The following is a 24798-nucleotide window of genomic DNA, read 5'->3' on the forward strand; positions in this document are numbered from 1 at the left end:
AGCCCTTCAGGACTTGAGGCCGGTGGTCGCCAGCCCTTGGACGAAGTGGCGCTGCATCGTGAGGAACACGACGAGCACGGGGATCAGGACCACGCAGGAGCCCGCGAGGAGCAGCCCGTAGTTGGTCGAGTTCTGCCCGACGCTGTAGAGCGCGAGCGCGACCGGCAGCGTGTACATGTCCTCGGTGCTCGCGACCACGAGCGGCCACAGGAAGTTGTTCCAGGAGCCGAGGAAGGTGAGGATCGCGAGGGTCGCGAGCGCCGGCTTGCACAGCGGCATGACCACGGTGGCGAAGATGCGCAGCTCGCCCGCGCCGTCGACGCGCGCGGCGTCGATCAGCTCGTCGGGGATCCCCTGCATGAACTGGCGCATGAGGAACACGCCGAACGGCCCGGCCAGGAACGGCAGGATCAGCCCGAAGTAGGTGTTGACCATGCCGAGGTTGCTGATCAGCACGAACAGGGGGACCAGCAGCACCATGCCCGGGATCATCAGCGTGCCCAGGACCAGCCGGAACAGCCAGGTGCGGCCCCAGAAGTCGATCTTCGCGAACGCGTACCCGAGCATCGAGCAGAACACCATGTTGCCCACCGTCACCACGGTGGCGACGACGAACGAGTTGGTGAAGAACTGCGCGAAGTCGAGCCGCGTGAACAGCTCCCGGTAGTTGTCGAGCGTGGGCGCCTGCGGCCACCACGTCGGCGGGTTGGCCCGCAGCTCCCCGTTCGGCTTGAACGACCCGAGCAGCATCCAGACGAACGGCGTGACGACGAGCACGAGACCGAGCCCGAGGACGACGTAGATCCACGGGCGCGGCTGCGGCTCGCCGATGTGCGACCCCGCCTGCTCGCGGGGCTTCGTGACGGTGCTCATGCTGGTCATGACGAACCTCCCGCCCGGCGGAACCACCCGCGCCGCGGGCCGACCGCGTCGTCGCGCTCACCGAGGACCTTGAAGTTGATCACCGTGAGCACGACGACGGCGGCGAAGAGCACGTAGCTCATCGCGGCGGCGACGCCGTAGTTGCCGAACCCGAACGTGTTGTAGACGAGGTACGCGACCGACAGCGTGCTGTTCAGCGGGCCGCCCTGGGTCATCACGAACGGCTCCTCGAAGAGCTGCAGGAACCCGATGCCCGTGATCACGCCGGCGAACAGCATGGTCGGGCGCAGCGTCGGCAGGGTGATGTTGCGCAGCCGCTGCCACGCGTTGGCGCCGTCGAGCGCGCCGGCCTCGTGCAGGGCCTTGGGCACCGACTGCAGACCGGCCAGGAAGATCACGACGAGCGTGCCCAGCGAGCGCCAGACCGACATCATGATCAGAGAGGGCATCGCCCACGTCGTGCTGCCCAGCCAGTCCGGTCCCTGGATGCCGAACCAGCCCAGCACCTCGTTGATCAACCCGTTGTCGGGCTGCAGCAGGAAGCGCCACACGACGGCCACGGCGACGATCGTCGTGACGACCGGCATGTAGTAGCCGACCCGGAAGAAGCCGGACAGCTTGGTGATCCCGGTGTTGAGCGCGAGCGCGATGGCCAGCGCCACGAGGATCGTGAGCGGGACGCCGACGACGACGAAGTAGAGCGTGTTGAACGCGGCCGTGTGGAAGAGCGGGTCGCTGAGCACCGTCGCGAAGTTCTCGAACCCCACGAAGTTGACGGCGAACGGGTTCTGCAGGTCGCGACTCTTGATGTCGGTGACGCTCATGAAGAGCGACGAGATCACCGGCCACGCGGTGAAGATGAGGAACAGCACGACGAACGGTGCTGCCAGTCCCCAGGCGGCGATGCTGCGCCGACGGCGCAGGGGCGAGGAGCGTCGCACCCCGGGAGCGGCCGTGCCGGCCGTCCCCGGGGGGCGAACACCCTGCCCGGAGGTCAGGGTCGCGGACATGGGGTCAGAGCCCCGTGCCGATCGACTCGGCCTGCTGCTGGATGGCCGTGGCCGCCTCCTGCGGGTCCATGCCGGTCTTGCAGACCTTCTCCAGCTCGGTGTCGATGACGTTCGCGATCTGCTCCCACGTCGGGATCGACGGGGGGGCCTGCGCGGTCGTCATCTGCTCGCCGAACACCGCGAGGCGCTCGTCGGAGGCGAGGTCGCCCTCCTCCCACGCGGACTGCACGGCGGGCAGGTCGCTCGTCGTCGCGTACCAGTCGGCCTGGACGTCGGGCTGGCTCAGCCACTGGACGAAGGCCCACGCGGCGTCGCGGTTCTCGGCGCTCTTGAAGACGGCGAGGTTGCTGCCGCCGATGAACGACGCCTGCGTCTCGTCGGCGGGCATCGGAGCGAGGGTGACCCCGTCCATGAAGGCCTCGCCGCCGGACTCCTCCAGCAGGCCGATGTGCCACGGCCCTGACGAGAACGCACCGATCTTGCCGGCCACGAAGTCGGGCTCCAGCGTGCCCTCCGGCAGCTCCTTCGGCGCGACCCCGTCGGTGAAGAACGACTGGTAGTAGGTGAGGGCCTTGACGAACTCCGGGCTGTCGAACGTGAACTCGGTGTTGTCCTCGTTCATGATCTCGGCACCGGCCTGCCATGCGAACGGCAGGAACGTCTGCCACGCGCCGGTCTGGCCGGGCTGCAGGTTGATGCCCCACTGCGCGCCGGCGGACTGCATGCCCGCCGCGGTCGCCGTCAGGTCGTCCCAGGTGGCGGGCGTCGGGGAGACGCCGGCCTGCTCGGCGAGCGCGGTGTCGACGTACAGCACACGGGTCTCGACGTACCACGGGACCGCGTAGGACGTGCCGCCGACCTCCGTGGAGCCCCAGGCGCCCTCGAAGAACGTGGACTCGTCGATCAGGTCGGGCGGCGTCGGGTCGAGGCCACCGCTCGTGGCGAACTCACCCATCCAGGTGGTGCCGATCATCGAGACGTCGGGCACCTCGTCGGCGGCGATCGCGGTGGCGATCTTGTCGTGGGCGGCGTCCCAGGGGACCGCGGTGACGTCGATCGTCACGTCGGGGTTCTCCTCGGTGAACGCCTGCGCGAAGTCGCCGAGCGCCTCGCCCTCCGTCCCCATCGCCCAGACGGTCACGGTGCCGCTGAGCTCGCTGGTGTCGACGGCGGTGGCGCTGGCGTCCCCGGTGGCCGCGTCGTCGCCGCGACCGCAGGCGGTCAGGGCGAGCGTCGTGACGGCGAGCGCGGCGACGCTGATGCGCGCTGTTCTCCTCATGGTGGTTCCTCCTCGAACCGGACGGCCCCTCGTGGAGTCCGTCAGTGGTGCAGGCCGCAGCTGTCGCGCACCACCAGGTCGGTGGCGAGCAGCTCGTGCCGCGGCGTCGTGCGGGTGGCGGTGATGCGCTCGTCGAGCACCTCGGCGGCGAGGGACCCGAGCGCGCGCATCGGTTGGCGGACGGTGGTGAGGGCGGGACGGGCATGGCGCGCGGCCATGACGTCGTCCCACCCGGTGATCGCGATGTCGTGTCCCACGCGCAGGCCGGCTTCCTCGGCCGCGACGATGGCGCCCAGCGCGATCTCGTCGTTCGCACAGACGAGGGCGTCGGGACGCCTGCGCCCTTCGAGCAGGGTGGCCGCGACGCGGGTGCCCGATGCCTCGTCGAACAGGCAGGGGGTCTCAGTCGGCTCGATGTCGTGCGCGCCGAGGCCCTCGCGGATGCCGAGGAACCGCTCGGCCACGTCCGGAGACTCGTCGGGGGAGCCGAGGAGCACGATGCGGCGCAGCCCGTGACCGGCCAGGTGCTCGCCGAGCGCGCGGGCCGAGGTGAGGCCGTCGGTGCGGACCGAGTCGACGTCGCCGAGCTCCGGCCGGGCCAGGACGACGACCGGGAGGCCGGCGAGACCGGCGATGACCTCGTCGCTCACCGTGCGACCCAGCAGGACCATCCCGTCGACGCGTCCGGCCAGTTCACGCACGGCCGAGGCGGGGTCGGGGCGGCCGTGCGTGGCCAGCACGAGGACGCTGCGTCCGAGCTGCGAGGCGGTCTCCTCGTACCCGAGCAGCACCTCGGCGTAGTACGGGCCGGACAGGTCCGGGAAGACGATGCCGTTGGCGGCATGCGTGCGGGCGGCGAGCGAGGTGCCCGCGTGGCTGGGGCGGAAGCCCAGCTCCTCGACGGCGGCGAGCACGCGGGCTCGGGTCGCCTCGGCCACGGGGGCGGAGCCGTTCAGGGCCCGGGAGACGGTCGCGATCCCGACGCCGGCACGTGCGGCGACGTCGTAGATCGTCACCGTGCCCGTCTCGTGGCCCGAGGGCACAGGAAGCGCTTTCATGTGGTGACCGTCACACCTCCCGACGAGTTGCGCAACTCGAGCGGGGACGCATGATCGCGGTCATCTCGCGCCATCCTGAGTCACGTTGGCCCTGTCGCCGCAGGTCAGTGAGGCGATCCCGAGGCGGGGGGATACCGCCGCAATTGCCCGGAAACTCGTCGGCACGGACGCTGCTCCGGACGGCGTCCGGGCGCCGGTATCCTGTGCGCGTCTGCCGACGTCGGCCGCGCGGCCACCGAGCCGGCGCCGAGCCACGGGTCTCCACCGAGGGAATCGATGACCACCGCACCTGCTCGCGCCCCCCAGACCGACACCGTCGACGTCGCGGCCGCGACACCCGACCAGGAGCAGCCGTTCGCGGAGCTGGGCCTGAAGCCGGACGAGTACCAGCGCATCCGCGACATCCTCGGCCGCCGCCCCACGGCCGCCGAGCTGGCCATGTACTCGGTCATGTGGTCGGAGCACTGCTCGTACAAGTCGAGCAAGAACCACCTGCGCCAGTTCGGCGACAAGACCACCGACGCCATGAAGGAGCACCTGCTCGTCGGCATCGGCGAGAACGCCGGCGTCGTGGACATCGGTGACGGCTGGGCGGTGACGTTCAAGGTCGAGTCGCACAACCACCCGTCGTACGTCGAGCCGTACCAGGGCGCGGCCACGGGCGTCGGCGGCATCGTGCGCGACATCATCTCGATGGGCGCCCGTCCGGTCGCGGTCATGGACCAGCTGCGCTTCGGCGCCGTCGACCACCCCGACACCGCACGCGTGGTGCACGGCGTCGTGGCCGGCGTCGGTGGCTACGGCAACTCCCTCGGACTGCCCAACATCGGCGGCGAGCTGGTGTTCGACGCCTCCTACCAGGGCAACCCGCTGGTCAACGCGCTGTGCCTCGGCGTCCTGCGGCACGAGGACATCCACCTGGCCAACGCCTCGGGCGCGGGCAACAAGGTGGTCCTGTTCGGTGCGCGCACGGGTGGCGACGGCATCGGCGGCGCGTCGATCCTCGCGTCCGAGACCTTCGACGACACCAAGCCCTCCAAGCGTCCGTCGGTGCAGGTGGGCGACCCGTTCATGGAGAAGGTGCTCATCGAGTGCTGCCTCGAGCTCTACGCCGCGCGCGTGGTCGAGGGCATCCAGGACCTGGGCGCCGCCGGCATCTCCTGCGCGACCAGCGAGCTGGCCTCCAACGGCGACGGCGGCATGCACGTCGACCTGGAGAACGTCCTGCTCCGTGACCCCTCCCTGACCGCCGGCGAGATCCTCATGTCGGAGTCGCAGGAGCGGATGATGGCCGTGGTCCGGCCCGACCAGCTCGACGCGTTCCTGGCCATCACCGGCAAGTGGGACGTCGAGACGGCCGTGATCGGCGAGGTCACCGGCACCGGGCGCCTCACCATCGACCACCACGGCCTGCGCATCGTCGACGTCGACCCGAAGACGGTCGCGCACGAGGGCCCGGTCTACGACCGCCCGTACGCGCGGCCGGCGTGGCAGGACACGCTCAACGCGGACACCGTTGCCTCATTGCGGAAGCCGTCGACCAATGCCGAGCTCCGCGCCACGGTCCTGGAGCTGCTGGCCAGCCCCAACCTCGCGTCCAAGGCGTGGGTGACCAACCAGTACGACCGGTTCGTGCAGGGCAACACCGCGCTCGCGCAGCCCGACGACTCCGGCGTGGTCCGCGTCGACGAGACCACCGGTCTCGGCGTCGCGCTGGCCACCGACGCCAACGGCCGCTACGCCAAGCTCGACCCGTACACCGGGGCCCAGCTGGCCCTGGCCGAGGCGTACCGGAACGTGGCGACGACGGGCGCTCGGCCGCTGGCCGTCACCGACTGCCTCAACTTCGGCAGCCCGGAGCACCCCGACTCGATGTGGCAGCTGGTCGAGGCCATCCGCGGCCTGGCCGACGCGTGCCAGGTGCTCGAGGTCCCCGTCACCGGAGGCAACGTCTCGCTCTACAACGGCACGGGCGAGCCGGGCCTCATCGACTCCGCCATCCACCCGACCCCGGTGGTCGGCGTGCTGGGCGTCCTCGACGACGTCGCCGACGCCACGCCGTCGGGCTGGACGGCCCCCGGCCAGGCCGTCTACCTGCTGGGCACCACGCGCGCCGAGCTCGACGGGTCGGCCTGGGCCGACGTCGTGCACGGCCACCTCGGCGGGCTGCCGCCGGCCGTGGACCTCGACGCCGAGCGCCGGCTGGCCGAGGTGCTCGTCCGCGCCAGCCGCGACGAGCTCGTCGACGCCGCGCACGACCTGTCGGAAGGCGGCCTGGTCCAGGCGCTGATCGAGTCGAGCCTGCGGTTCGGCGTCGGCGTGCAGGTGTCGCTCGAGCCGATCTGCGCGCGCGACGGTGTCACGCCGTTCGAGGCGCTGTTCTCGGAGTCGACCGCCCGCGTGCTCGTCGCGGTCCCGCGCTCGGAGGAGGTCCGCCTGGTCGACCTCTGCACCGCGCGCGGCGTCCCGGCGCTGCGCCTGGGGGAGACCGCCGAGTCGTGCTCGCCGGGTGCCGGCACCCCGACCGACGCCGCCGACCACGTGCACGGCCCCGCGGTCGAGGTGCAGGGGGTGTTCACGCTGCCCCTGGCGGAGGCCCGCGAGGCCCACGAGGCGACGCTCCCGCACTACTTCGGCTGACCGCGCGCCGAGCGCGGGCGCCGAACCCGACGTGGGGGTCGTTCTGCGGCCGATGACGGCACCCATGTCGGGTTCGCTCCTCTGAAACAATGAGAAACCGCTTACCCGAATGGTTTCGCCGGGTAGGGGAGCCGATGTCCCAGGTGGACCCTGCCGTGACGGCGCCAGCACAGCGAAGTGCACCCCGGGCGCCGCACGAGAAGAGGACCTCCCATGCGACTCACGACCCGACGACGTACGGCGACGGCGGCGTTCACCTCCGCGGCGCTCGTCGCGATGGCAGGCGTCGGCGCGCTCCTGGCGGTACCCGCGCAGGCCGCGACCGGCTGCAAGGTCGAGTACAAGGTGACCAACCAGTGGCCGAGCGGCTTCGGTGGTGACGTCGTCGTCACCAACCTCGGGGACGCGGTCAGCAGCTGGAAGCTGGGCTGGTCGTTCGGGGCCGGCCAGCAGATCACGCAGGCCTGGGGCGGCACTGCGACGCAGTCCGGCGCGGCGGTCACGATCAGCAACGCCGGCTGGAACGGCTCGCTGTCCACGGGCGCGACCGCGCAGGTCGGCTTCAACGCGTCGTGGTCGGGCAGCAACCCGGTGCCCACGTCCTTCACGCTCAACGGCGTGACGTGCACGGGCGGCACGACGAACCCGACGTCGAACCCCACCACCCCGCCGCCGACGAGCAACCCGACCACCCCGCCGCCCACGTCGAACCCGACCACTCCGCCGGCGACCGGTCTGGTCGGCTGGGCGTCGCAGAACGGTGGCACCAGTGGTGGTGGGTCGGCGGCGGCGACCACGGTGACCAGCTCGTCGGCGCTGGTCAGTGCCGCGTCGGGCACGGGTGCGGCGGTGGTGCGGGTCTCGGGCACGATCTCGTGCTCGGGGATGCTGGCGATCGGGTCGAACAAGACGATCCTGGGGGCCAGTGGCGCCAAGATCGTGGGCTGTGGTCTGAACATCAAGAACGCGAAGAACGTGATCGTGCGCAACCTGACGTTCGACGACTGGGACGACGACGCGATCAACGTCGAGACGTCCACGAACGTGTGGATCGACCGGAACACGTTCTTCACCGGGTACGACGGGTCGGTGGACACCAAGCGGGCCTCGGACTACGTGACGATCTCCTGGAACCACTTCGACGGTCAGGACAAGAACTCCCTGGTCGGGCACTCGGACGACAACGGGTCCCAGGACCGCGGCAAGCTGCGGGTGACGTATCACCACAACTGGTTCGACGGCACCAACCAGCGCAACCCGCGGGTGCGGTTCGGTAACCCGGTGCACGTGTTCAACAACCTGTACAGCTCGGTCGGGTCGTACGGGGTGGCGTCCACGATGGAGGCCGGGGTGCTGGTCGAGGGCAACTACTTCGAGAACACCGACGACACGTTCCACCTCGGTGAGGGGTCCTCCCCGGCGGGTTCTCTGGTGGCGCGGAACAACCACTTCGTGGGCTCGTCGGCCGGGCAGACCGGCGGGTCGGTCAAGTCGATCCCGTACGCCTACTCGCTGGACACCGCGAGCTCGGTGAAGTCGATCGTGAGCTCGGGCGCCGGCGCACGCTGAGCGCCTGCACCACGGACGGCCCGCGACGGATCCACTCCGCCGCGGGCCGTCCCGCGTATTTCCGTGGCTCCCGGACCGGCACGCTCCTACCGTCGAGGGCGTGATCGACCTCTTCCGTGTGGTGCGCGCCGACAAGGGCGCCGTGCTCGTGCTGCCCGCCGACGGTCTCGACGGCGCCCACGAGCCGCGCCGGGTCGCGCTGGACCGGGACGGACTGGTCGCCACGGAGGGTGGGGACCGGCTCGCGCCGACGGTGGGGGACTGGCTGCTGGTCGACGAGGCCGGTCCGAGCCTGCGCCCCCGGACCACAGCGCTGGTCCGCGACAGCGCGGGAGCCACCTCCCGGGTCCAGGCGCTGGCCGCCAACATCGACGTCGTGCTCGTGGTGGAGCACCTCGAGCCGGACCCGGACCTCGGGCGCATCGAGCGGATGCTCACGCTGGCCTGGCGCTCGGGGGCGACCCCGGTCGTCGTCCTGACGAAGGCCGACCTGGTCCCGGACCCCGACGGCATGACCGCCGAGGTCGAGGCGGTGGCCCTCGCGGTCGACGTCCACACGGTCAGCGTCCCCACCGGCCGGGGGCTTGACGCCCTCCGGGCGCTGCTCGTCCCCGGCGCCACCCTCGTCGCCGTCGGCCCGTCGGGCGCGGGCAAGTCCACCCTGGTCAACGCGCTGGCCGGCCGGGAGGTGATGGCCACGGGCGAGCGACGGGTCGACGGACGCGGTCGGCACACGACGACGCACCGCGAGCTGGTCCCGCTGGCGGGCGGCGCGATGCTCATCGACACGCCCGGCATCCGCGGGGTCGGTGTCGTCGCCGACGAGGACGCGCTGGACACCACCTTCGCGGACGTCGCCGAGCTGGCGGGGGCCTGCCGGTTCGCCGACTGCCACCACGCGGGCGAGCCGGGCTGCGCCATCCAGGCGGCGCTCGACAGCGGGGAGCTGGCGGAGCGCCGGTTCGACAGCTGGCGCCGGCTGGCGCGCGAGGCGGCGTACCAGGCGCGGAGGTCGGACGCGCGGCTGCGTGCCGAGGAGCGCGACCGGTGGAAGAAGGTCACCAAGGAGTACCAGCGGGGCCTGCGCGGACCCGGTCGGCCGCGCCCCTGAGGCGCGCGCGGAAGCGCATCGACGACCCGGATCGAGTACCAAAACGTTTCGTATCCGGCCGAGCGCTCGCCAGACCTGAGGGCGGTCGGGTTTCCTCGTCGAGACCGGGGTGCGCCGCCGTCATCGCCGACGCGCGGCCCGCCCCGCCCAGACACAGACGTCCCGAGGAGACCCATGCCCACCCGCAGATCCGCCACCGCGCTGCTCGCCGCCGCGGCCATCGCGGTCGGAGGCCTCACAGCCGCCGCGACCGCCGCGCAGGCCGCCCCCGGCTGCAAGGTCGAGTACAAGATCACGAACCAGTGGGGCGGCGGCTACGGCGCCGACGTCACGATCACCAACCTCGGTGACCCGGTCAGCTCCTGGAACGTCGGCTGGACGTTCACGGCCGGGCAGAAGATCACGCAGCTCTGGAACGGCAACGCGACCCAGAGCGGCTCGACGGTCTCCGTCGCGAGCCTCCCGTACAACGGCTCGCTCGGCACCAACGGGAAGACGAACTTCGGGTTCAACGGGTCGTGGAGCGGGTCCAACCCCGTGCCGGCCTCGTTCACGCTGAACGGCACCACCTGCACCGGCAGCACGCCGACGCAGACGCCGACCCCCACGCAGACGGCGACCCCGACGCCCACCCCGACGGTGACCGCGACCCCCACGCCGACACCGACCCCCACGCAGACGACGCCTCCGCAGCCGGCGGGCAACTTCTACGTCGACCCGACCACGCAGGCGTACCGCGCGTGGCAGTCGGCGGGTGGCTCCGACAAGGCGCTGCTCGAGAAGATCGCGCTGACGCCGCAGGCGTACTGGGTGGGCAACTGGGCCGACGCGTCGCACGCCCGGAGCGAGGTCGCCGACTACACCGGTCGCGCCGTCGCCGCGGGCAAGACGCCGATGCTCGTCGTCTACGCGATCCCCGGCCGCGACTGCGGCAACTACTCCGGCGGCGGAGTCGCCGAGTCCGCCTACGCGGCCTGGATCGACACCGTCGCGTCCGGCATCCAGGGCAAGCCCTACGTGATCCTCGAGCCCGACGCGCTCGCCATGCTGGGCGACTGCAGCGGCCAGGGCGATCGGGTCGGCTTCCTCAAGTACGCGGCGAAGGCGTTGACCCTCAAGGGCGCCCGCGTCTACATCGACGCCGGCCACTCGGCGTGGCTGCCCGTCAGCACGGCCGTGAGCCGCCTCAACCAGGTCGGCTTCGAGTACGCGGTCGGTTTCGCGCTGAACACGTCGAACTACCAGACCACCGCGGCGTCGAAGTCGTACGGCCAGCAGATCTCGCAGCAGCTGGGCGGCAAGAAGTTCGTCATCGACACCTCCCGCAACGGCAACGGCTCCAACGGCCAGTGGTGCAACCCGAGCGGCCGCGCGCTGGGCGAGAAGCCGACGCTCGTGAACGACGGGTCCGGTCTCGACGCCCTCCTGTGGGTCAAGCTGCCCGGCGAGTCCGACGGCACCTGCAACGGCGGCCCGTCCGCCGGTGCCTGGTTCCAGAGCATGGCCCTGGAGCTGGCCCGCAACGCGCACTGGTGACCACCCTTCAGCAGTAGGTCATCCCCATGAGCTCGCGGACGTCACGAAGAGTGGCGTCCGCGAGCTCGTTCGCGCGTGCGTTCCCCTGCGCCAGGATGTCGGCCACCAGCCCGGGCTCGGCGGCGAACAGGGCGCGGCGGGCCCGCAGGGGAGCCAGGTGCTCGACGAGCGCGTCGGCGACCACGGCCTTGAGGCGGCCCGCGCCGCCGGACCCGATCTCGTCGGCGATCGTCTCCGGCGCGGCGCCCGTGCACAGCGACGCGAGCAGCAGCAGGTTGGCCACCTCGGGTCGCGACGACGGGTCGTAGGTGATCACCCGGTCCGAGTCGGTCTTCGCGGACCGGATCGCACGGACCGTCTCGTCGGCGCTCGCCCGCAGCGCGATGCCGTTGCCGTTGCTCTTGCTCATCTTGCGGCCGTCGGTCCCCAGGACCACGGGAGCCTCGGACAGCACGGGCTCCGGCTCGGTGAAGCACGGTCCGTATCGCTGGGTGAACCGCCGTGCGATCGTCCGCGTCAGCTCCAGGTGCGGCAGCTGGTCCCGGCCCACCGGCACGACGTCCGCGTGGCAGAACAGGATGTCGGCCGCCTGGTGCACGGGGTAGGTGAGAAGCAGCCCGGACATCGACCGGCCGGAGTCGGCGAGCTCCTGCTTGACGGTCGGGTTCCGTTCCAGCTCCGCGACGCTGACCAGCGAGAGGAACGGCAGCATCAGCTGGTGCAGGGCGGGCACCGCGCTGTGCGTGAAGATCGTCGCGGTGTCGGGGTCGATACCTGCGGCCAGGTAGTCGAGGACGATCTCGCGCACGTTTCCGGCCACGTCACCCGTGACCTCGCGGTCGGTGATCACCTGGTAGTCGGCGAGCACGAGCATCGTCTCGACGCCCGAGCGCTGCAGGCGCACCCGGTTGGCGACCGTCCCGAACAGGTGGCCGATGTGCAGCGGGCCGGTGGGGCGCTCGCCGGTAAGCATGCGGGTCATGAGATGCTCCTTCTTCGGGGGAGCAGCGCACGTGCCCGGAGACAGCGATGCCCCCGCAGCCGCGTGAGCAGCTCGGGGGCAGGACGACCGCGGGCTGCGTCTAGAGCAGCCGGCGCCAGGTCGTCGAGGACATGGGGAGCAGGCTAGCCGACCAGGCAGAATCGGACCATGCCCCCCCGTCGACGTACCGATCCCGCCGACGGGCGGGCCGCGCTCGCCGTCTGGCGGGCCGACCCCGAGGGCGTCCCGACGTCCGCGCGCCGGACCGCCGTCCGGTTCACCCTCGAGGAGCTGGCCGAGGTGGCGCCCGGCAACGCGGTCGAGGTGCGGGTGCCGCCGGACGGTGCCGTGCAGGCGGTGGAAGGACCTCGTCACACCCGAGGCACGCCGCCGAACGTGGTCGAGACCGACGCGCAGACCTGGCTCGCCCTGGCCACGGGTGCCCTGACCTGGGACTCCGCGGTGGCCGACGGGCGGATCCGCGCGTCCGGAGAGCGTGCCGACCTGCGCGAGTGGCTCCCGCTGCAGGCCGCCCGCCCCCGCGGCTGAGCACCGCGCTGGGGCTGCTGACCTAGGATCACGGGGTGCCTGACGACCCCCAGCCCGACGAGACCCCGGCCGCGGCCGAGCAGCCCACCGCGCCCGGGCCCGCAGCGGAACCCGTCGCCCTCGACGCGCGCGGCGTGCCGATCCCGTCGGAGGAGGAGCTGGCCCGGGTCGCGGAGCCGGCCACCGTGCGCCACGCCCCGAAGTTCGGCGCGTTCATCACCGCCGGCGCCCTCGTCGGCATCGTCGTCGCGCTGGTCCTGGTCGCGGTCGTCCGCCCGGAGGTCCCCTGGGTGGCCGACGGGTCCGGCTTCATCTCATTCCTCGACGGCGAGGGTGCCGTGCGCACCGTCATGGCCGTCGCCGGCGCGGTCCTCGGCGGGTTCCTCGGTGGTCTCGCCGCGGTGCTGGCGGACCGGCGCAGCGTGCGCAAGGCCGTCCGCCCCACCGTCTGACTCGCGGTCACCTTGGTCGCCCACCGTGCGGACTGTGCGACCATAGGAACGTGGCCCCCCGCGCAGACGGACGTCTGAACCACGACCTCCTCCCCAACGAAAAAGGCCCCCAGGACGCTTGTGGCGTCTTCGGTGTGTGGGCACCTGGCGAGGAAGTCGCCAAGCTGACCTACTTCGGCCTCTACGCACTGCAGCACCGTGGCCAGGAGTCGGCGGGCATCGCCACCTCCAACGGCCAGCAGCTGCTGGTCTACAAGGACATGGGCCTCGTCTCCCAGGTCTTCGACGAGACCGCGCTGAACGCGCTGCAGGGGCACATCGCCATCGGGCACACGCGCTACTCGACGACCGGTGGCAGCACCTGGGAGAACGCGCAGCCGACGCTCGGTCCCACGGCCGCCGGCACCGTCGCCCTGGGCCACAACGGCAACCTGACGAACGCCGCCGAGCTGGTCGATCTCGTCGCCGAGCGCTACGGCAGCCAGCGGCGCGGCGAGCTCGCGCGCGGCAACACCACGGACACCGCGCTGATCACGGCCCTGCTGGCGGGGGACCCGGACCACACGCTGGAGGCCACCGCGCTCGAGGTGCTCCCGCGCCTGCGAGGCGCGTTCAGCCTCGTCTTCATGGACGAGCACACGCTGTACGCCGCGCGGGACCCGCAGGGCGTCCGGCCGCTGGTGCTCGGCAGGCTGGAGCGCGGCTGGGTCGTGGCCAGCGAGACCCCGGCCCTGGACATCGTCGGCGCCTCGTTCGTCCGCGAGATCGAGCCCGGTGAGTTCATCGCGATCGACGCCGACGGCCTGCGCAGCAGCCGGTTCGCACCCGTCGACCGCGCCGGGTGCGTCTTCGAGTACGTCTACCTCGCGCGTCCCGACACCTCGATCGCCGGCCGGTCCGTGCACGCCGCGCGCGTCGCGATGGGCCGACGTCTTGCGGTCGAGCACCCCGTCGAGGCCGACCTGGTCATCCCCGTGCCGGAGTCCGGGACGCCCGCGGCCGTCGGCTACGCCGCGGAGTCCGGCATCACGTTCGGGCAGGGCCTGACCAAGAACGCGTACGTCGGTCGCACGTTCATCCAGCCGTCGCAGACGCTGCGCCAGCTCGGCATCCGCCTCAAGCTCAACCCGCTCAAGGACGTCATCCGCGGCAAGCGCCTGGTGGTCGTCGACGACTCGATCGTCCGCGGCAACACCCAGCGCGCGCTCATCCGGATGCTGCGGGAGGCCGGCGCGGCCGAGGTGCACGTGCGCATCAGCTCTCCGCCGGTGAAGTGGCCCTGCTTCTACGGCATCGACTTCGCGTCCCGCGCCGAGCTCATCGCCAACGGCCTGGGGGTCGACGAGATCGCCGCGTCGCTCGGCGCCGACTCGCTCGGCTACATCTCCCCGGAGGGCATGATCGCCGCCACCGAGCAGCCCGCGTCGCAGCTCTGCGCCGCCTGCTTCACGGGTCAGTACCCCATCGAGCTGCCCCCGGACGACCGGCTGGGCAAGTTCCTGCTCGAGCAGAACGAGCTGCCGCTGGGCGCTCCGGAGGACGGGCTGCTCGCCATCGTGCCGAGCGTCGGTGGCGCGACCGCGCTGGACCACCCGTGAGCGGCACCCAGGGCACGCAGGTGACCTATGCCGCGGCGGGCGTGGACACCGAGGCGGGCGACAAGGCCGTCGAGCTGATGAAGGACGCCGTCCGCGCGACCCACGGGCCGCAGGTGCTCGGCGGGGTCGGCGGGTTCGCGGGGCTCTACGACGCCAGTGCGCTGCTGACCTACCGCAAGCCGCTGCTGGCCACGTCGACCGACGGCGTCGGCACGAAGGTCGCCATCGCGCAGGCGCTCGACATCCACGACACCATCGGGTTCGACCTGGTGGGCATGGTCGTCGACGACATCGTCGTGGTCGGCGCCACGCCGCTGTTCATGACCGACTACATCGCGTGCGGCCGCGTGGTGCCCGAGCGCATCGCGGGCATCGTGCGCGGCATCGCGGCGGCCTGCTCGGTGGCCGGGACGGCCCTCGTCGGCGGCGAGACCGCGGAGCACCCCGGGCTGCTGGGTCCCGACGAGTACGACGTGGCCGGTGCCGCGACGGGCGTCGTCGAGGCCGACCAGCTGCTGGGCCCGGAGCGGGTGCGGGCCGGCGACGTGCTGCTCGCGCTGGGCTCCAGCGGTCTGCACTCCAACGGGTACTCGCTGGTCCGCAAGGTCGTGTCGGTGGCCGGCTGGTCGCTGGACCGTCACGTCGACGAGCTCGGCCGCACGCTCGGCGAGGAGCTCCTGGAGCCCACCCGCGTCTACGCCTCCGACTGCCTCGCCCTGGCGGAGCGCGCCGGTGTCGCCGGCCTGCACGCGTACAGCCACGTCACCGGTGGGGGACTCGCGTCGAACGTCGCGCGCGTGCTGCCCCAGGGCCTGGTCGCGGACATCGACCGTGGCGGCTGGACGCTGGCGCCGATCTTCTCGCTGGTGCAGCGCCTCGGGCAGGTGCCGTGGACCGACCTCGAGGGCACGCTCAACCTGGGCGTCGGCATGGTGGCGATCGTCGCGGCCGACGCCGTGGACGGGATCCTCGCGCACGCCGCCGAGCTCGGCCTGCCGGCCTGGGAGCTGGGCACCGTCCGGCACACCGACCCCGCGACCGACGTCGTCGGCGCCCCGGGCTTCGTGGCCGGGACAAAGGGAGTGCACGGGGGAGCCGTCCAGCTCAGCGGTGCCTACCGGACGTGACCCCGCCTGGCGGGCTCGGTCGGCTCGCGGGACGGTCCGTCTAAGGACGTGACCACGAGGCTCGGCGGCGAGCCCGACGAGAACGAGCACGACGCTGAGCGCCGACAGCCACCAGCCCCAGCTCAGACATCGGCGACGTACGTCCGGGTCGGACGTGACCTCGTAGTCGCCAGCGCAGCAGGACGCCAGCCGGGACGATCACCACGATCCAGGTCCAGAGAGCGACGTGCGAGACGAGCGACAGCTGGGCTGCCGCCGTCTCGCTCGTCGATCGCGACGCGCGCGAGATGAGTGACGACCGCGTCAGCGGTCGTCGTCGGACCAGCGCCGGTAGTCGTCGCTGTCGTCGTCAGTGTCCGTCTCCACAACCGCGCGAGGGCGGTTGTCGGTGACGACATCGTTGTGGCCGTGCGACGTGAGCTCCTGCTCGAGAGCTCGGTAGTTGGTCTCCGGGCTGAAGTACTTCAGCTCCCGGGCCACCTTCGTCTGCTTAGCCTTCTGACGGCCGCGCCCCATGGCATCGACCCCCTCTTACGTGGATGCGGGGCGGCTCCGTGCTGACACGTGCGGCCCCGGGGTGCTGAATCGTCTCTTCGAGGGGCAACGGTACATGCTCGTTCGCTATTCCGACCACTCGCCGCGGGCGATACGCGTCACGTACGCCCGTCGGACCCGGTCGGCGGGGCCGCAGGTCCAGGTCGGCCGTCCAAGCGGGCGTGGACGGTGCGCGCGTCGACGGGTATGACCGATTGGTCGGGTTTAGGGTGGTGCTGCGGCCGCGGAGTGGCGCGGCATGAGAGTTGTATGAGAGTCCTGTGTAGGTTCGTTACGAGAACGTGTCCCGGAATGCGGTGTCTGCGGCTTTCGTTCATGCTAGAGGGCGATGTCACGGTTTGGGCATCGACCACGTAGGCTCGCCGTACCGAGAACGTTTCACACAGTTGGACCTGCACCACCCGCACTTGAACTGGCCGGGCGTCGACACCTGTCGGCACCGCGGGCCGCACGCTTGCCAGGAGGCAGCTGATGAACCCACACCCCGTAGAGACCGAAGCACTGCTCACGCCCTCCGAGGTCGCGACTCTGTTCCGGGTTGATCCGAAGACCGTCACCCGGTGGGCCAAGGCCGGGAAGCTGTCGTCGATCCGCACCCTGGGTGGTCACCGGCGTTACCGCGAGTCCGAGGTGCGCGACCTGCTGAACGGTGTTCCGCAGCAGCGCCCGTCGGACGGCTGAGCGACCGTACACGCCCGGCCGAGCCCGTCGACCACGATCGACGGGCCCATGGTGGTCGAGCGCCCGGCACGCCTCCTGGCTTCACCAGACTGCTGCACGAGCGTGTTAACAGAACTGCGCGGGTCGCGATGACGCGACCCGCGCAGTTCTCGTCCCTGCGTCCTCGTCCTAGCGACCCGACGTCAGCCCTTGCGGCGCGCGGCGACCATCAGTGCGAGCAGGGCCGCCACCCCCGCCACGGCCCCGCCGATCAGAGCGATCGCCTTCTTGCGGGCGTCGGGCGCGGCGTCGCTGCTCGTCGCGTCGCTCCACAGGTGACCGACCGACGCGACCGCCCGCCCGGCCTGCGCCCGCGGGTCGAGGCGCGCCACCAGCTCGTCCACGGTCGACGCCAGCTGGGCGCGGGTCACGGCGAGCTCGGCCTCCAGCGCCACCATCTCCGGCGTGCTGAAGGGCTTCTGCGTGCTCGCAGGCTTCTGGACCGACTCGTCGCTCATGCGTTGAACCCCGCCTTGACTGCCTCGATGTCCTGCTGGACGTTCTCGATCGCCTTCGCCGGTGTGGGTGGGGACCCGGCCTTCACGCGGTTGATGCCGATCAGCACCAGGACCACGATCACCAGCAGCAGGAACGCGCAGACGATCAGCGCGGCCAGCCACAGGTCGAGCCACAGGTCCAGCACGATGATCGTGGTGGCGATCCCTGCGGCGAGCAGGTAGAGCGCGAGCACGGCGCCGGCCGCGATGAGTCCGGCACCGACGCCCAGCTGCTGCGCCCGCCCGGCGATCTCCGCCTTGGCCAGATCGATCTCGGCGCGGACGAGCCGCGCTCCCTGCTCGCTGAGCTCGGACACCAGCTGGCCCAGCGACTTCTCGTCGCCCGGCAGTCCCGACTGCGTGGTCATGGGCACGGCCTCTCGTCTGCTCTTCCGTAGGGCACTCAGTCTGGTGGTCGGCGATCCTGCCCGCGAGTCAGTCCGCCCACGGATGCACCTGCTCCTCGGCCGGGTGGACCGGCTCGTGGATGCGGACCACCGACACCGTCGGCCCCGGAGGCAGCCGGCGCTTGGCCCAGGCGGCCACCCCGGCGCCGATGAGGAGCAGGGCGACACCGATGATGAGCGCGGCCAGCCAGGGCTCGACCGCGTGGGACAGGCCCAGCACGCCGGCCGTGATCAGGAGCGCGAGACCGAAGAAGCTGAGGAGCGCGGCGACGCCGAACCCGATGGCCGACGGGCGGACCTCGATCGCGCGCGACCGGACGCTGCGCGCGACCGCGTCGATCTCGTGCTGGATGGCCTCGCGGACGTGGTCCTCGGCCTGCTCGAACTTCTCGCGCGCCCGGTCGGTGAACGGCTCGGTCAGCCGGTCGAAGAAGCTGCGGGGTCGATCGGCACCGGGGGTGCTGGCCATGGGTCCTCCTCGTACGGCGGTGTGCCCAGCGTAGGAGGAAGAGCGCTGGTCAGGGGTCCGCCGCGCGCTACCTGCCTGGGACCGGCGCGGTGCAGGCGTCCGCGTCGGCCGGGCAGAGGCGGGTGCCGCCCACGACGAGCCGCAGTCGCAGGTCGACGTCCTCGAGCGCGTGCCCGTCGAAGGCGTCGCGGAGGGTCTCCGGGTCGACCGACGGCGGCGGGCCCAGCGCGTCGACGGTCACGAGGCCGTTGAGCGCGGTGACCGTCGTGACCTCCCAGCCCGCCTCGCGCGCCCACTCCTCGGCGACCGGTCGCGCGGTCGACTCGAGGTGCTGGTCCCGCGCCACGCGCACGGACCCGGCGGCCAGCGGGATCGCGACGACGACCAGCAGCGCGACCACGACCGCGATCGTCCGACGGCTGGTGTGCCCGACAGGGCCGCCGGCCGCCTGGGCTGCGGACCGGACCCCGGCCAGGCCGAGCACCAGCGTCCCGGTCGCGATGATCGCCGCCACGTTGGTCAGGAACAGGAGCGTCGACTCCGCTGCGTCGGCCGTCCGTCCGGCCTCGAGGAGCAGGCCGGTGACGGAGAGCGGAGGGACGAGCGAGATGGCGATCGCGACGCCCGGCAGCGCGTCGGAGATGTCGGAGCGCACGAGCGCGAACGCGCCGACGGTGCCGGTGGCCAGGGCGGCGAGCAGGTCGATGAGCTTGGGGCTGATCCGGCCGGCGACCTGCGAGTTGCCCACGTAGTTGTCGGCCGGGTCGACGAGCATCCCCACGAGGTAGCCGATGGCGATCACCACGAGGGCGCCGAGGACCACGTGCACCAGGCTGCGCAGCAGGTGCGGTCGGTCGGCGAGGACGACGGCGAGCGCGATCCCGAGGATCGGCGTCATCAGCGGGGCCACGATCATGGCGCCGATGACCGTCGCCGTGGAGTCCGCGACGACGCCCGCCGACGCGATGACGGACGCCAGGACCAGCAGCACCCAGAACCGCGTCGACGAGCGGCTGGTGACCGGTGGCTCGATGAACACCGAGGTCCGGATGCGGTCGATGTCGTCGGCGGTGATCGTCGTCAGGCTGGCCACAGCGCCTCCCGAGCTCCCAGTGGATCCCTGTCATCGTCGCGGACCCGACCGGCGGCCCCGAGGAGACGCGCCGGGAACGGAGGTCCGGGACGACGAAGCCCCGCTCCGGAGGGATCCGGGCGGGGCTCGCGCTGTGGCCACTGGCAGGGTCGAACTGCCGACCTTTCGATTTTCAGTCGAACGCTCTACCAACTGAGCTAAGTGGCCGTAACCGACGACGCCCGGGTTCCTGAGAACAGGATGACCGGGCGGATCGAGCGACCCCGACGGGACTTGAACCCGCGACCTCCGCCGTGACAGGGCGGCGCGCTAACCAACTGCGCTACGGGGCCTTGAACTGCTGCAAGGCCTTGCTGCTGTACTGCTGAACTGCTCGTACCCCCAACGGGATTCGAACCCGTGCTACCGCCGTGAAAGGGCGGGGTCCTAGGCCGCTAGACGATGGGGGCATGTCCTACGCGAACATCCAACCCCCAACGCCGAGGCGCCGGATGACCGGTGATGAGCATACGGGGTCATCGGCCCGAACTCCAAAGTCGATGGATGTGCCGGCCATCACCCACTCCTGAGCAGGCAGGATGGGCACATGGTCGACATGTCCCCAGCCGAGTTCGAGGACGCGGTCCGCGACGCGCTCGACGAGATCCCCGACGAGCTCGCCGCGATGATGGACAACGTCGTCGTGCTCGTCGAGGACGCTCCGCCGGAGGGCGAGGTCGACCTGCTCGGTCTGTACGAGGGCACCCCGCTGACCGAGCGCGGGGAGTTCTGGGCCGCCGGGTCGCTGCCCGACCGGATCACGATCTTCCGGCTCCCGACGCTGGCCGTCTGCGACAGCCGCGAGGACGTGGTCGAGGAGGTCGCCGTCACCGTCGTGCACGAGATCGCCCACCACTTCGGCATCGACGACGAGCGGCTGCACGAGCTGGGCTGGGACTGACCCGTGGGACACGACCACTCCCACTCGACCGCGGCGCAGGCTCATCGCGGCCGGCTCCTCGCGGTGCTCGTCCTCACGCTCGTCGTGCTCGTGGTCGAGGTGGTCGGCGGGCTGGTGTCGGGGTCGTTCGCGCTGATCGCCGACGCCGGTCACATGCTCACGGACGCCGCCGGGGTCGGTCTGGCGCTCGGCGCCACCGCGCTCGCCGCCCGGCCCGCGACCGCGGCCCGCACGTTCGGCTGGCAGCGCGCGGAGATCCTCGCCGCCCTGGTGAACGGCCTGGTCATCGCCGCCGTCGGGATCGGCGTGATCATCGGCGGGATCAGGCGGATCGCCACGCCCGGCGAGGTGGAGGCTGGGCTGATGCTCGCCGTGGCTGTCGTCGGGCTCACCGCCAACGCGGTCGGCCTCATGCTCCTGCGCCGCGGGCAGGAGGAGTCGCTGACCGTGCGGGGCGCCTACCTCGAGGTCCTCGGCGACCTGCTGGGCTCCGCGGCCGTCGTCGCGGCGGCGCTGGTCGTGATGGCCACGGGGTACCTGCGTGCCGACGGCATCGCGTCCGTGCTGATCGGCCTGATGATCGTGCCGCGCGCCGTCGCGCTCCTGCGCGAGGTGGGGACGGTGCTCCTGGAGGCCACCCCGCGCGGTGTCGACCTGGACGCCATCCGTGCGCACATCTGCGGCGTCCCGGGGGTGCTCGGCGTGCACGACCTGCACGCGTGGACCATCACGTCCGGCGTCCCGGTGCTGTCCGCGCACGTCGAGGTGCCCGACGAGCTCCTGTCCCGGGGCGAGGCCGGTCGCGTGCTCGGCGACCTGCGGCACTGCCTCGCGGGTCACTTCGACGTCGACCACTGCACGTTCCAGCTGGAACCGCCGTCCACCACCGGCAGCGAGCACCACGCGCACGCGTGAGGGACGGGCGCATAGGGTCGGCGCATGGTTGCTGTGGGGATCGCGTTGCTGCCGCAGGAGCGGTGGGTGTCTGCTCGTCGCCGGTGGGAGCAGGTCGAGGAGTGGGGTTTCGACCACGCGTGGACGTACGACCACCTGGCATGGCGAACGCTCGTCGACGAGCCGTGGTTCGCGACAGTCCCGCTGCTGGCCGCCGCCGCCGCGGTCACCGAGCGGATCGGGCTCGGCACGTGGGTGGCGTCGCCGAACTTCCGCCACCCGGTCCCGTTCGCCAAGGACGTCATGGGGCTCGACGACGTCAGCAACGGGCGGTTCCTGCTCGGGGTGGGCGCCGGCGGTGAGGGGTTCGACGCCTCCGTCCTGGGCGACCCGCCCACCCGCGGCGAGCGGACGCGCAGGTTCGAGGAGTTCGTCGGGCTGCTGGACCAGCTGCTGACCCAGCCCGTCACGTCGCACCAGGGCACGTTCTACCGGGCCGACGAGGCGCGCATGATCCCCGGCACCATCGCGCAGCCGCGCACCCCGTTCGTCGTCGCCGCCAACGGCCCGCGCACGATGGCGCTGGCCGCGCGGTACGGGCAGGGCTGGGCCACCTACGGGCCCGCCTACGCGACCGAGGACGTGCCCGACGAGCCGAGCGCCGCGCAGGAGCAGTGGTGGACCGGGCTCGCGACGATGCTCGAGCAGGTCGACGCGATCGAGTCCGAGCACCGGCCCGCCGGAGCGCCCCCGCTGCGCCGGTACCTGAGCCTGGACGGCGCGCCGATCTTCTCGATGACCTCGCTCGCCGTGGTCACCGAGGGCATCGAGCGTGCGGCAGCCCTGGGGTTCACCGATGTGGTGGTCCACTGGCCGCGCGCCGAGGGCATCTACGCCGGCGACGAGTCGGTGCTGGAGGGCCTGGTGGACCAGCTGCCCCGGCTGCAATTGCTATAGCCGCGCGCGCCCGGCTCCGTAGCGTCCGCAGATTCGGTCGCCCGGACGCTCGAATGCGCGGACGTCGCGTCAGTGGACCTGGAGCGTCCGCAGATTCGGTCGTGGGGACGCTCGATTGTGCGGACGCTGCGCTGGGGTGAGGCTGCGAAGGGTCAGTGGGCCTGGCGGGCTTCCCAGGCGCTGGTGACCATGTCCAGCAGGGTGTGGCGCATCTGCCAGTCGAGGTCGCGGGCCGCCAGCTCGCCCGAGGCCACGATGCGGTCGGGGTCGCCCGGGCGGCGCGGTCCGGTCTCCGGCTCGAACGGCATGCCCGTGCCCTCGGCCATCGCGGTCATGATCTCGCGCACGGAGACGCCGGTCCCGGAGCCCAGGTTGTAGACCGGCTCCAGGGTGCGGCCGGCGGCGAGTGCCTGGGCTGCGGCGACGTGGGAGGCGGCGAGGTCCGCCACGTGGATGTAGTCGCGGACGCAGGTGCCGTCCGGCGTCGCGTAGTCGGAGCCGTTGATCCGGGGGGTGCGTCCCGCGACCAGGGCGTCCAGGACGAGCGGGAAGAGGTTGTGCGGGCTGGTGTCGTAGAGGTCGGGCGTGGCCGAGCCGACGACGTTGAAGTAGCGCAGGGACGTGTGCCGCAGCCCGACGGCCCGGCCCTGGTCGCGCAGCAGCCACTCGCCGATGAGCTTGGACTCGCCGTACGGGGACTCCGGGGTGGTCGCGGTGGTCTCGGTCACCAGGTCGACGTCCGGCGTGCCGTAGACGGCGGCCGAGGACGAGAACACGATCGCGTCGACGCCCTGGGAGGCCATCGCCTCGAGCAGGTGGGCGGTGCCGGTGACGTTCTGGTCGTAGGTGTGCAGCGGGCGGTCCACGGAGACGCCCGCGTACTTGAACCCGGCGAGGTGCACCACGCCCACGACGCCGTGCTGGACCAGGGTGTCCGCCACGAGGTCGGTGTCGAGGATCGACCCCTCCACCAGCGGGACGCCGTCGGGGACGAAGGCGCGGTGCCCGCTGGACAGGTCGTCCAGGACCACCGTCTCCAGCCCGACCTGCCCGAACGCCCGCACCACGTGCGACCCGATGTACCCAGCACCCCCGGTGACCAGCCATGTCATGGTGCCGAGCGTACCGACGACGGTCGGGGGCGGCTGACCGGTCCGGCGCTGGAGAAAGTCGGCGCCGGGTGCATCCGTCCAGGGCCTCCAGGCTGAAGGGTGCAGAACAGCCCCGTGCGGTGGCGGTCCCGGGAATGCTCAGTATGCTGAGTATTTCTCGCGGGCACCGGACGGGTGAGGCGGACAGGTCGGTTTCAGCAGCACGGACGGGAGAGCGCATGCACGTCGAGTCGGCGCTGCGTCGGCAGTCGGTGGAGTCCCAGGTCGCGCAGACCGACGCGCACGCCGAGGTTGCCGAGCGCGCGGACCTGGCGGAGTCGGTCGAGAGCACCATGGCCGTGACGACGTCCGTGCTGCGGGACTTCCTCGACGCGCGCGTCCGAGCGGCCGCAGCGCGGTCCGACGTCGCCGAGCGGCTCTGGGCCGACCTCGCGGACGGCGTCGGGGGCAAGCTCATGCGCCCACGGCTGGCCGTGTCCGCCTACCTCGGGCTGGGCGGGCAGGACGCGTCGACGATCGCCCCCGTGGCAGCCGCGATCGAGGTCCTGCACGCCGCGATGCTCGTGCACGACGACCTGCTCGACCACGACGAGGTCCGCCGCGGCCGACCCAACGTCGCGGGAGCCGCACGCGACCGTCTGGCCGGCCGAGGCCTCCCCGAGCGGACCGTGTCCGACCAGGTGCTCGCCGCCGGTCTGCTGGCCGGCGACCTGGCCATCGCCTCGGCGTTCGCCCTGGTCGCGGGCGCGCCGGGCGATCGCGACGCCCTCCTGCGGGTGGTCGGGCTCCTCGCCGAGGGCATCGAGACCACCGTCGTCGGCGAGCTGCTCGACGTGACCGGTGCCCTGTCCTCGCCGCGCGACGTCGACGCGCTCGCGGTCGCGGAGCTGAAGACCGCCGCGTACTCGGGCAGCCTCCCGCTGGTGGTCGGTGCGGTCCTCGCGGGGGCGGACGATGCGCAGGTGGATCGGCTCGGCGCCGTCGGGTCCGCCCTGGGGGTCGCGTTCCAGCTCGCCGACGACGACCTGGGGGTGTTCGGCGACCCCGCGGTGACGGGCAAGTCCGTGCTGTCCGACCTGCGCGAGGGCAAGCGCACCGAGCTGCTGCGCCGGGCCTACGCGATGGCCGACGAGGCCGGGTGCGCGGTGCTCGACGCGCACGTCGGCCGGGCGGACCTGGACGACACGGGAGCCGCCGCCGTGCGCGACGTCCTGGTGTCGAGCGGTGCGCTGGAAGCGGTGCGGGAGCTGACCCGGGCCACCGGGCGCCGCGCGCGGGAGCTGGCGGTGGACGGGGTGCCGGAGCCGTTGGGAGGCTACCTTGTGGGCGTCGTCGACGATCTTGTCGGACGAGGTCACTGA

The 24798-nt window shown here is 71.8% G+C and carries 24 protein-coding genes and 3 tRNA genes; 13 read left to right on the plus strand and 14 right to left on the minus strand.

Annotated features, from left to right (window positions below; translation table 11 throughout):
- Positions 1–6 precede the first annotated feature (6 nt).
- From J2X26_RS16660 to J2X26_RS16675, 4 genes are read right to left on the minus strand one after another with little or no spacing between them, the layout of a single operon-like run.
- A complete protein-coding gene (locus J2X26_RS16660) occupies positions 7–882 on the minus strand; it encodes a carbohydrate ABC transporter permease (protein WP_439897867.1) in 876 nt (291 codons plus the stop codon).
- A complete protein-coding gene (locus tag J2X26_RS16665; RefSeq protein WP_307493828.1) occupies positions 879–1892 on the minus strand; it encodes a carbohydrate ABC transporter permease in 1014 nt (337 codons plus the stop codon). Before J2X26_RS16665 ends, J2X26_RS16660 begins: the two co-directional genes overlap by 4 nt.
- A 4-nt stretch (positions 1893–1896) precedes the next feature.
- Positions 1897–3171: a sugar ABC transporter substrate-binding protein gene (locus tag J2X26_RS16670; protein WP_307493829.1), complete on the minus strand. Its 1275-nt coding sequence runs from the start codon at positions 3169–3171 to the stop codon at positions 1897–1899.
- Positions 3172–3212: 41 nt separating this feature from the next.
- Positions 3213–4229, minus strand: a complete 1017-nt coding sequence (locus tag J2X26_RS16675) for a LacI family DNA-binding transcriptional regulator (protein WP_307493830.1) — start codon at positions 4227–4229, stop codon at positions 3213–3215.
- Between the two features lie 276 nt (positions 4230–4505).
- On the opposite strand from J2X26_RS16675, the gene purL reads away from it, so the two are divergent.
- The 4 genes from purL (at position 4506) to J2X26_RS16695 (ending at position 11085) form a co-directional block, all read left to right on the plus strand.
- Complete coding sequence (gene purL / locus J2X26_RS16680) at positions 4506–6869, plus strand: phosphoribosylformylglycinamidine synthase subunit PurL (protein WP_307493831.1); 2364 nt, start codon at positions 4506–4508, stop codon at positions 6867–6869.
- Positions 6870–7082: 213 nt separating this feature from the next.
- Positions 7083–8438: a pectate lyase family protein gene (locus J2X26_RS16685; RefSeq protein WP_307493832.1), complete on the plus strand. Its 1356-nt coding sequence runs from the start codon at positions 7083–7085 to the stop codon at positions 8436–8438.
- A 100-nt stretch (positions 8439–8538) separates the two neighbouring features.
- Complete coding sequence (gene rsgA / locus J2X26_RS16690; RefSeq protein ID WP_307493833.1) at positions 8539–9549, plus strand: ribosome small subunit-dependent GTPase A; 1011 nt, start codon at positions 8539–8541, stop codon at positions 9547–9549.
- Between the two features lie 174 nt (positions 9550–9723).
- Positions 9724–11085 (plus strand): glycoside hydrolase family 6 protein, encoded by a 1362-nt coding sequence (locus J2X26_RS16695; RefSeq protein ID WP_307493834.1) that lies wholly within the window; start codon positions 9724–9726, stop codon positions 11083–11085.
- Positions 11086–11092: 7 nt separating this feature from the next.
- Here J2X26_RS16695 and trpS read toward each other — a convergent pair whose 3' ends face one another.
- Positions 11093–12067: a tryptophan--tRNA ligase gene (trpS, locus tag J2X26_RS16700; protein ID WP_307493835.1), complete on the minus strand. Its 975-nt coding sequence runs from the start codon at positions 12065–12067 to the stop codon at positions 11093–11095.
- A gap of 168 nt (positions 12068–12235) precedes the next feature.
- Here trpS and J2X26_RS16705 point away from each other — a divergent pair, with 168 nt between their 5' ends.
- The 4 genes from J2X26_RS16705 to purM are packed head-to-tail and all read left to right on the plus strand — an operon-like array spanning position 12236 to position 15793.
- Positions 12236–12616, plus strand: a complete 381-nt coding sequence (locus tag J2X26_RS16705; RefSeq protein ID WP_307493836.1) for a sterol carrier family protein — start codon at positions 12236–12238, stop codon at positions 12614–12616.
- 35 nt (positions 12617–12651) lie between these two features.
- Positions 12652–13068, plus strand: coding sequence for a histidine kinase (locus J2X26_RS16710; RefSeq protein ID WP_307493837.1), 417 nt, complete (start codon positions 12652–12654; stop codon positions 13066–13068).
- Positions 13069–13118: 50 nt separating this feature from the next.
- Positions 13119–14666: an amidophosphoribosyltransferase gene (purF, locus tag J2X26_RS16715; protein ID WP_307493838.1), complete on the plus strand. Its 1548-nt coding sequence runs from the start codon at positions 13119–13121 to the stop codon at positions 14664–14666.
- Positions 14663–15793 carry a phosphoribosylformylglycinamidine cyclo-ligase gene (purM, locus tag J2X26_RS16720; RefSeq protein ID WP_307493839.1) on the plus strand — a complete coding sequence of 377 codons (1131 nt, stop codon included), beginning with the start codon at positions 14663–14665 and terminating at the stop codon, positions 15791–15793. Before purF ends, purM begins: the two co-directional genes overlap by 4 nt.
- Before the next feature lie 303 nt (positions 15794–16096).
- Here the strand turns inward: purM and J2X26_RS16725 are convergent, their stop codons facing one another.
- Positions 16097–16309 (minus strand): DUF3073 domain-containing protein, encoded by a 213-nt coding sequence (locus tag J2X26_RS16725; RefSeq protein WP_056026136.1) that lies wholly within the window; start codon positions 16307–16309, stop codon positions 16097–16099.
- A gap of 510 nt (positions 16310–16819) precedes the next feature.
- Here J2X26_RS16725 and J2X26_RS16730 point away from each other — a divergent pair.
- Positions 16820–17029, plus strand: a complete 210-nt coding sequence (locus J2X26_RS16730; RefSeq protein ID WP_307493840.1) for a BldC family transcriptional regulator — start codon at positions 16820–16822, stop codon at positions 17027–17029.
- A 182-nt stretch (positions 17030–17211) separates the two neighbouring features.
- Here J2X26_RS16730 and J2X26_RS16735 read toward each other — a convergent pair whose 3' ends face one another.
- The 7 genes from J2X26_RS16735 to J2X26_RS16765 all read right to left on the minus strand — a co-directional run bounded on the left by J2X26_RS16735 (position 17212) and on the right by J2X26_RS16765 (position 19983).
- Complete coding sequence (locus J2X26_RS16735) at positions 17212–17526, minus strand: DUF3618 domain-containing protein (RefSeq protein WP_307493841.1); 315 nt, start codon at positions 17524–17526, stop codon at positions 17212–17214.
- The gene (locus tag J2X26_RS16740) at positions 17523–17933 is read right to left on the minus strand and encodes a phage holin family protein (protein WP_307493842.1); all 411 of its coding nucleotides are present in this window, start codon (positions 17931–17933) and stop codon (positions 17523–17525) included. Before J2X26_RS16740 ends, J2X26_RS16735 begins: the two co-directional genes overlap by 4 nt.
- A gap of 67 nt (positions 17934–18000) precedes the next feature.
- Entirely contained in the window at positions 18001–18441 is a 441-nt protein-coding gene (locus J2X26_RS16745) for a phage holin family protein (protein WP_307493843.1), read from the minus strand.
- Positions 18442–18508: 67 nt separating this feature from the next.
- Positions 18509–19534 carry a DUF389 domain-containing protein gene (locus J2X26_RS16750; RefSeq protein ID WP_307493844.1) on the minus strand — a complete coding sequence of 342 codons (1026 nt, stop codon included), beginning with the start codon at positions 19532–19534 and terminating at the stop codon, positions 18509–18511.
- Between the two features lie 134 nt (positions 19535–19668).
- Positions 19669–19741 (minus strand) — tRNA-Phe (locus J2X26_RS16755).
- Between the two features lie 51 nt (positions 19742–19792).
- Positions 19793–19866, minus strand: a tRNA-Asp gene (locus tag J2X26_RS16760).
- A 44-nt stretch (positions 19867–19910) separates the two neighbouring features.
- Positions 19911–19983 (minus strand) — tRNA-Glu (locus tag J2X26_RS16765).
- Between the two features lie 137 nt (positions 19984–20120).
- Between J2X26_RS16765 and J2X26_RS16770 the strand changes: the two genes are divergently transcribed.
- From J2X26_RS16770 to J2X26_RS16780, 3 genes are read left to right on the plus strand one after another with little or no spacing between them, the layout of a single operon-like run.
- Positions 20121–20474 (plus strand): metallopeptidase family protein, encoded by a 354-nt coding sequence (locus J2X26_RS16770; protein WP_307493845.1) that lies wholly within the window; start codon positions 20121–20123, stop codon positions 20472–20474.
- A gap of 3 nt (positions 20475–20477) precedes the next feature.
- Entirely contained in the window at positions 20478–21389 is a 912-nt protein-coding gene (locus J2X26_RS16775; RefSeq protein WP_307493846.1) for a cation diffusion facilitator family transporter, read from the plus strand.
- 24 nt (positions 21390–21413) lie between these two features.
- The gene (locus J2X26_RS16780; protein ID WP_307493847.1) at positions 21414–22325 is read left to right on the plus strand and encodes an LLM class flavin-dependent oxidoreductase; all 912 of its coding nucleotides are present in this window, start codon (positions 21414–21416) and stop codon (positions 22323–22325) included.
- Positions 22326–22477: 152 nt separating this feature from the next.
- On the opposite strand, the gene galE is transcribed toward J2X26_RS16780, so the two are convergent.
- Positions 22478–23437, minus strand: a complete 960-nt coding sequence (gene galE / locus J2X26_RS16785) for a UDP-glucose 4-epimerase GalE (RefSeq protein ID WP_307493848.1) — start codon at positions 23435–23437, stop codon at positions 22478–22480.
- A gap of 218 nt (positions 23438–23655) precedes the next feature.
- Here galE and J2X26_RS16790 point away from each other — a divergent pair, with 218 nt between their 5' ends.
- Positions 23656–24798 (plus strand): polyprenyl synthetase family protein, encoded by a 1143-nt coding sequence (locus J2X26_RS16790; protein ID WP_307493849.1) that lies wholly within the window; start codon positions 23656–23658, stop codon positions 24796–24798.

The sequence above is a fragment of the Cellulomonas humilata genome, from assembly GCF_030814415.1.
Classification (GTDB): Bacteria; Actinomycetota; Actinomycetes; order Actinomycetales; family Cellulomonadaceae; genus Cellulomonas; species Cellulomonas humilata_A.

Excerpts from the sequence above, each read along its gene's own strand:
- J2X26_RS16730 (WP_307493840.1), top strand. The coding sequence starts at position 16,820 with ATGAACCCACACCCCGTAGAGACCGAAGCACTGCTCACGCCCTCCGAG.
- purL (WP_307493831.1), top strand. The coding sequence starts at position 4,506 with ATGACCACCGCACCTGCTCGCGCCCCCCAGACCGACACCGTCGACGTC.
- J2X26_RS16770 (WP_307493845.1), top strand. The coding sequence starts at position 20,121 with ATGGTCGACATGTCCCCAGCCGAGTTCGAGGACGCGGTCCGCGACGCG.
- J2X26_RS16695 (WP_307493834.1), top strand. The coding sequence starts at position 9,724 with ATGCCCACCCGCAGATCCGCCACCGCGCTGCTCGCCGCCGCGGCCATC.
- J2X26_RS16665 (WP_307493828.1), bottom strand. The coding sequence starts at position 1,892 with ATGTCCGCGACCCTGACCTCCGGGCAGGGTGTTCGCCCCCCGGGGACG.
- J2X26_RS16790 (WP_307493849.1), top strand. The coding sequence starts at position 23,656 with ATGCACGTCGAGTCGGCGCTGCGTCGGCAGTCGGTGGAGTCCCAGGTC.
- J2X26_RS16660 (WP_439897867.1), bottom strand. The coding sequence starts at position 882 with ATGACCAGCATGAGCACCGTCACGAAGCCCCGCGAGCAGGCGGGGTCG.
- J2X26_RS16670 (WP_307493829.1), bottom strand. The coding sequence starts at position 3,171 with ATGAGGAGAACAGCGCGCATCAGCGTCGCCGCGCTCGCCGTCACGACG.
- J2X26_RS16780 (WP_307493847.1), top strand. The coding sequence starts at position 21,414 with ATGGTTGCTGTGGGGATCGCGTTGCTGCCGCAGGAGCGGTGGGTGTCT.
- galE (WP_307493848.1), bottom strand. The coding sequence starts at position 23,437 with ATGACATGGCTGGTCACCGGGGGTGCTGGGTACATCGGGTCGCACGTG.
- trpS (WP_307493835.1), bottom strand. The coding sequence starts at position 12,067 with ATGACCCGCATGCTTACCGGCGAGCGCCCCACCGGCCCGCTGCACATC.
- J2X26_RS16705 (WP_307493836.1), top strand. The coding sequence starts at position 12,236 with ATGCCCCCCCGTCGACGTACCGATCCCGCCGACGGGCGGGCCGCGCTC.
- J2X26_RS16725 (WP_056026136.1), bottom strand. The coding sequence starts at position 16,309 with ATGGGGCGCGGCCGTCAGAAGGCTAAGCAGACGAAGGTGGCCCGGGAG.
- J2X26_RS16685 (WP_307493832.1), top strand. The coding sequence starts at position 7,083 with ATGCGACTCACGACCCGACGACGTACGGCGACGGCGGCGTTCACCTCC.
- J2X26_RS16735 (WP_307493841.1), bottom strand. The coding sequence starts at position 17,526 with ATGAGCGACGAGTCGGTCCAGAAGCCTGCGAGCACGCAGAAGCCCTTC.
- J2X26_RS16740 (WP_307493842.1), bottom strand. The coding sequence starts at position 17,933 with ATGACCACGCAGTCGGGACTGCCGGGCGACGAGAAGTCGCTGGGCCAG.
- J2X26_RS16675 (WP_307493830.1), bottom strand. The coding sequence starts at position 4,229 with ATGAAAGCGCTTCCTGTGCCCTCGGGCCACGAGACGGGCACGGTGACG.
- J2X26_RS16745 (WP_307493843.1), bottom strand. The coding sequence starts at position 18,441 with ATGGCCAGCACCCCCGGTGCCGATCGACCCCGCAGCTTCTTCGACCGG.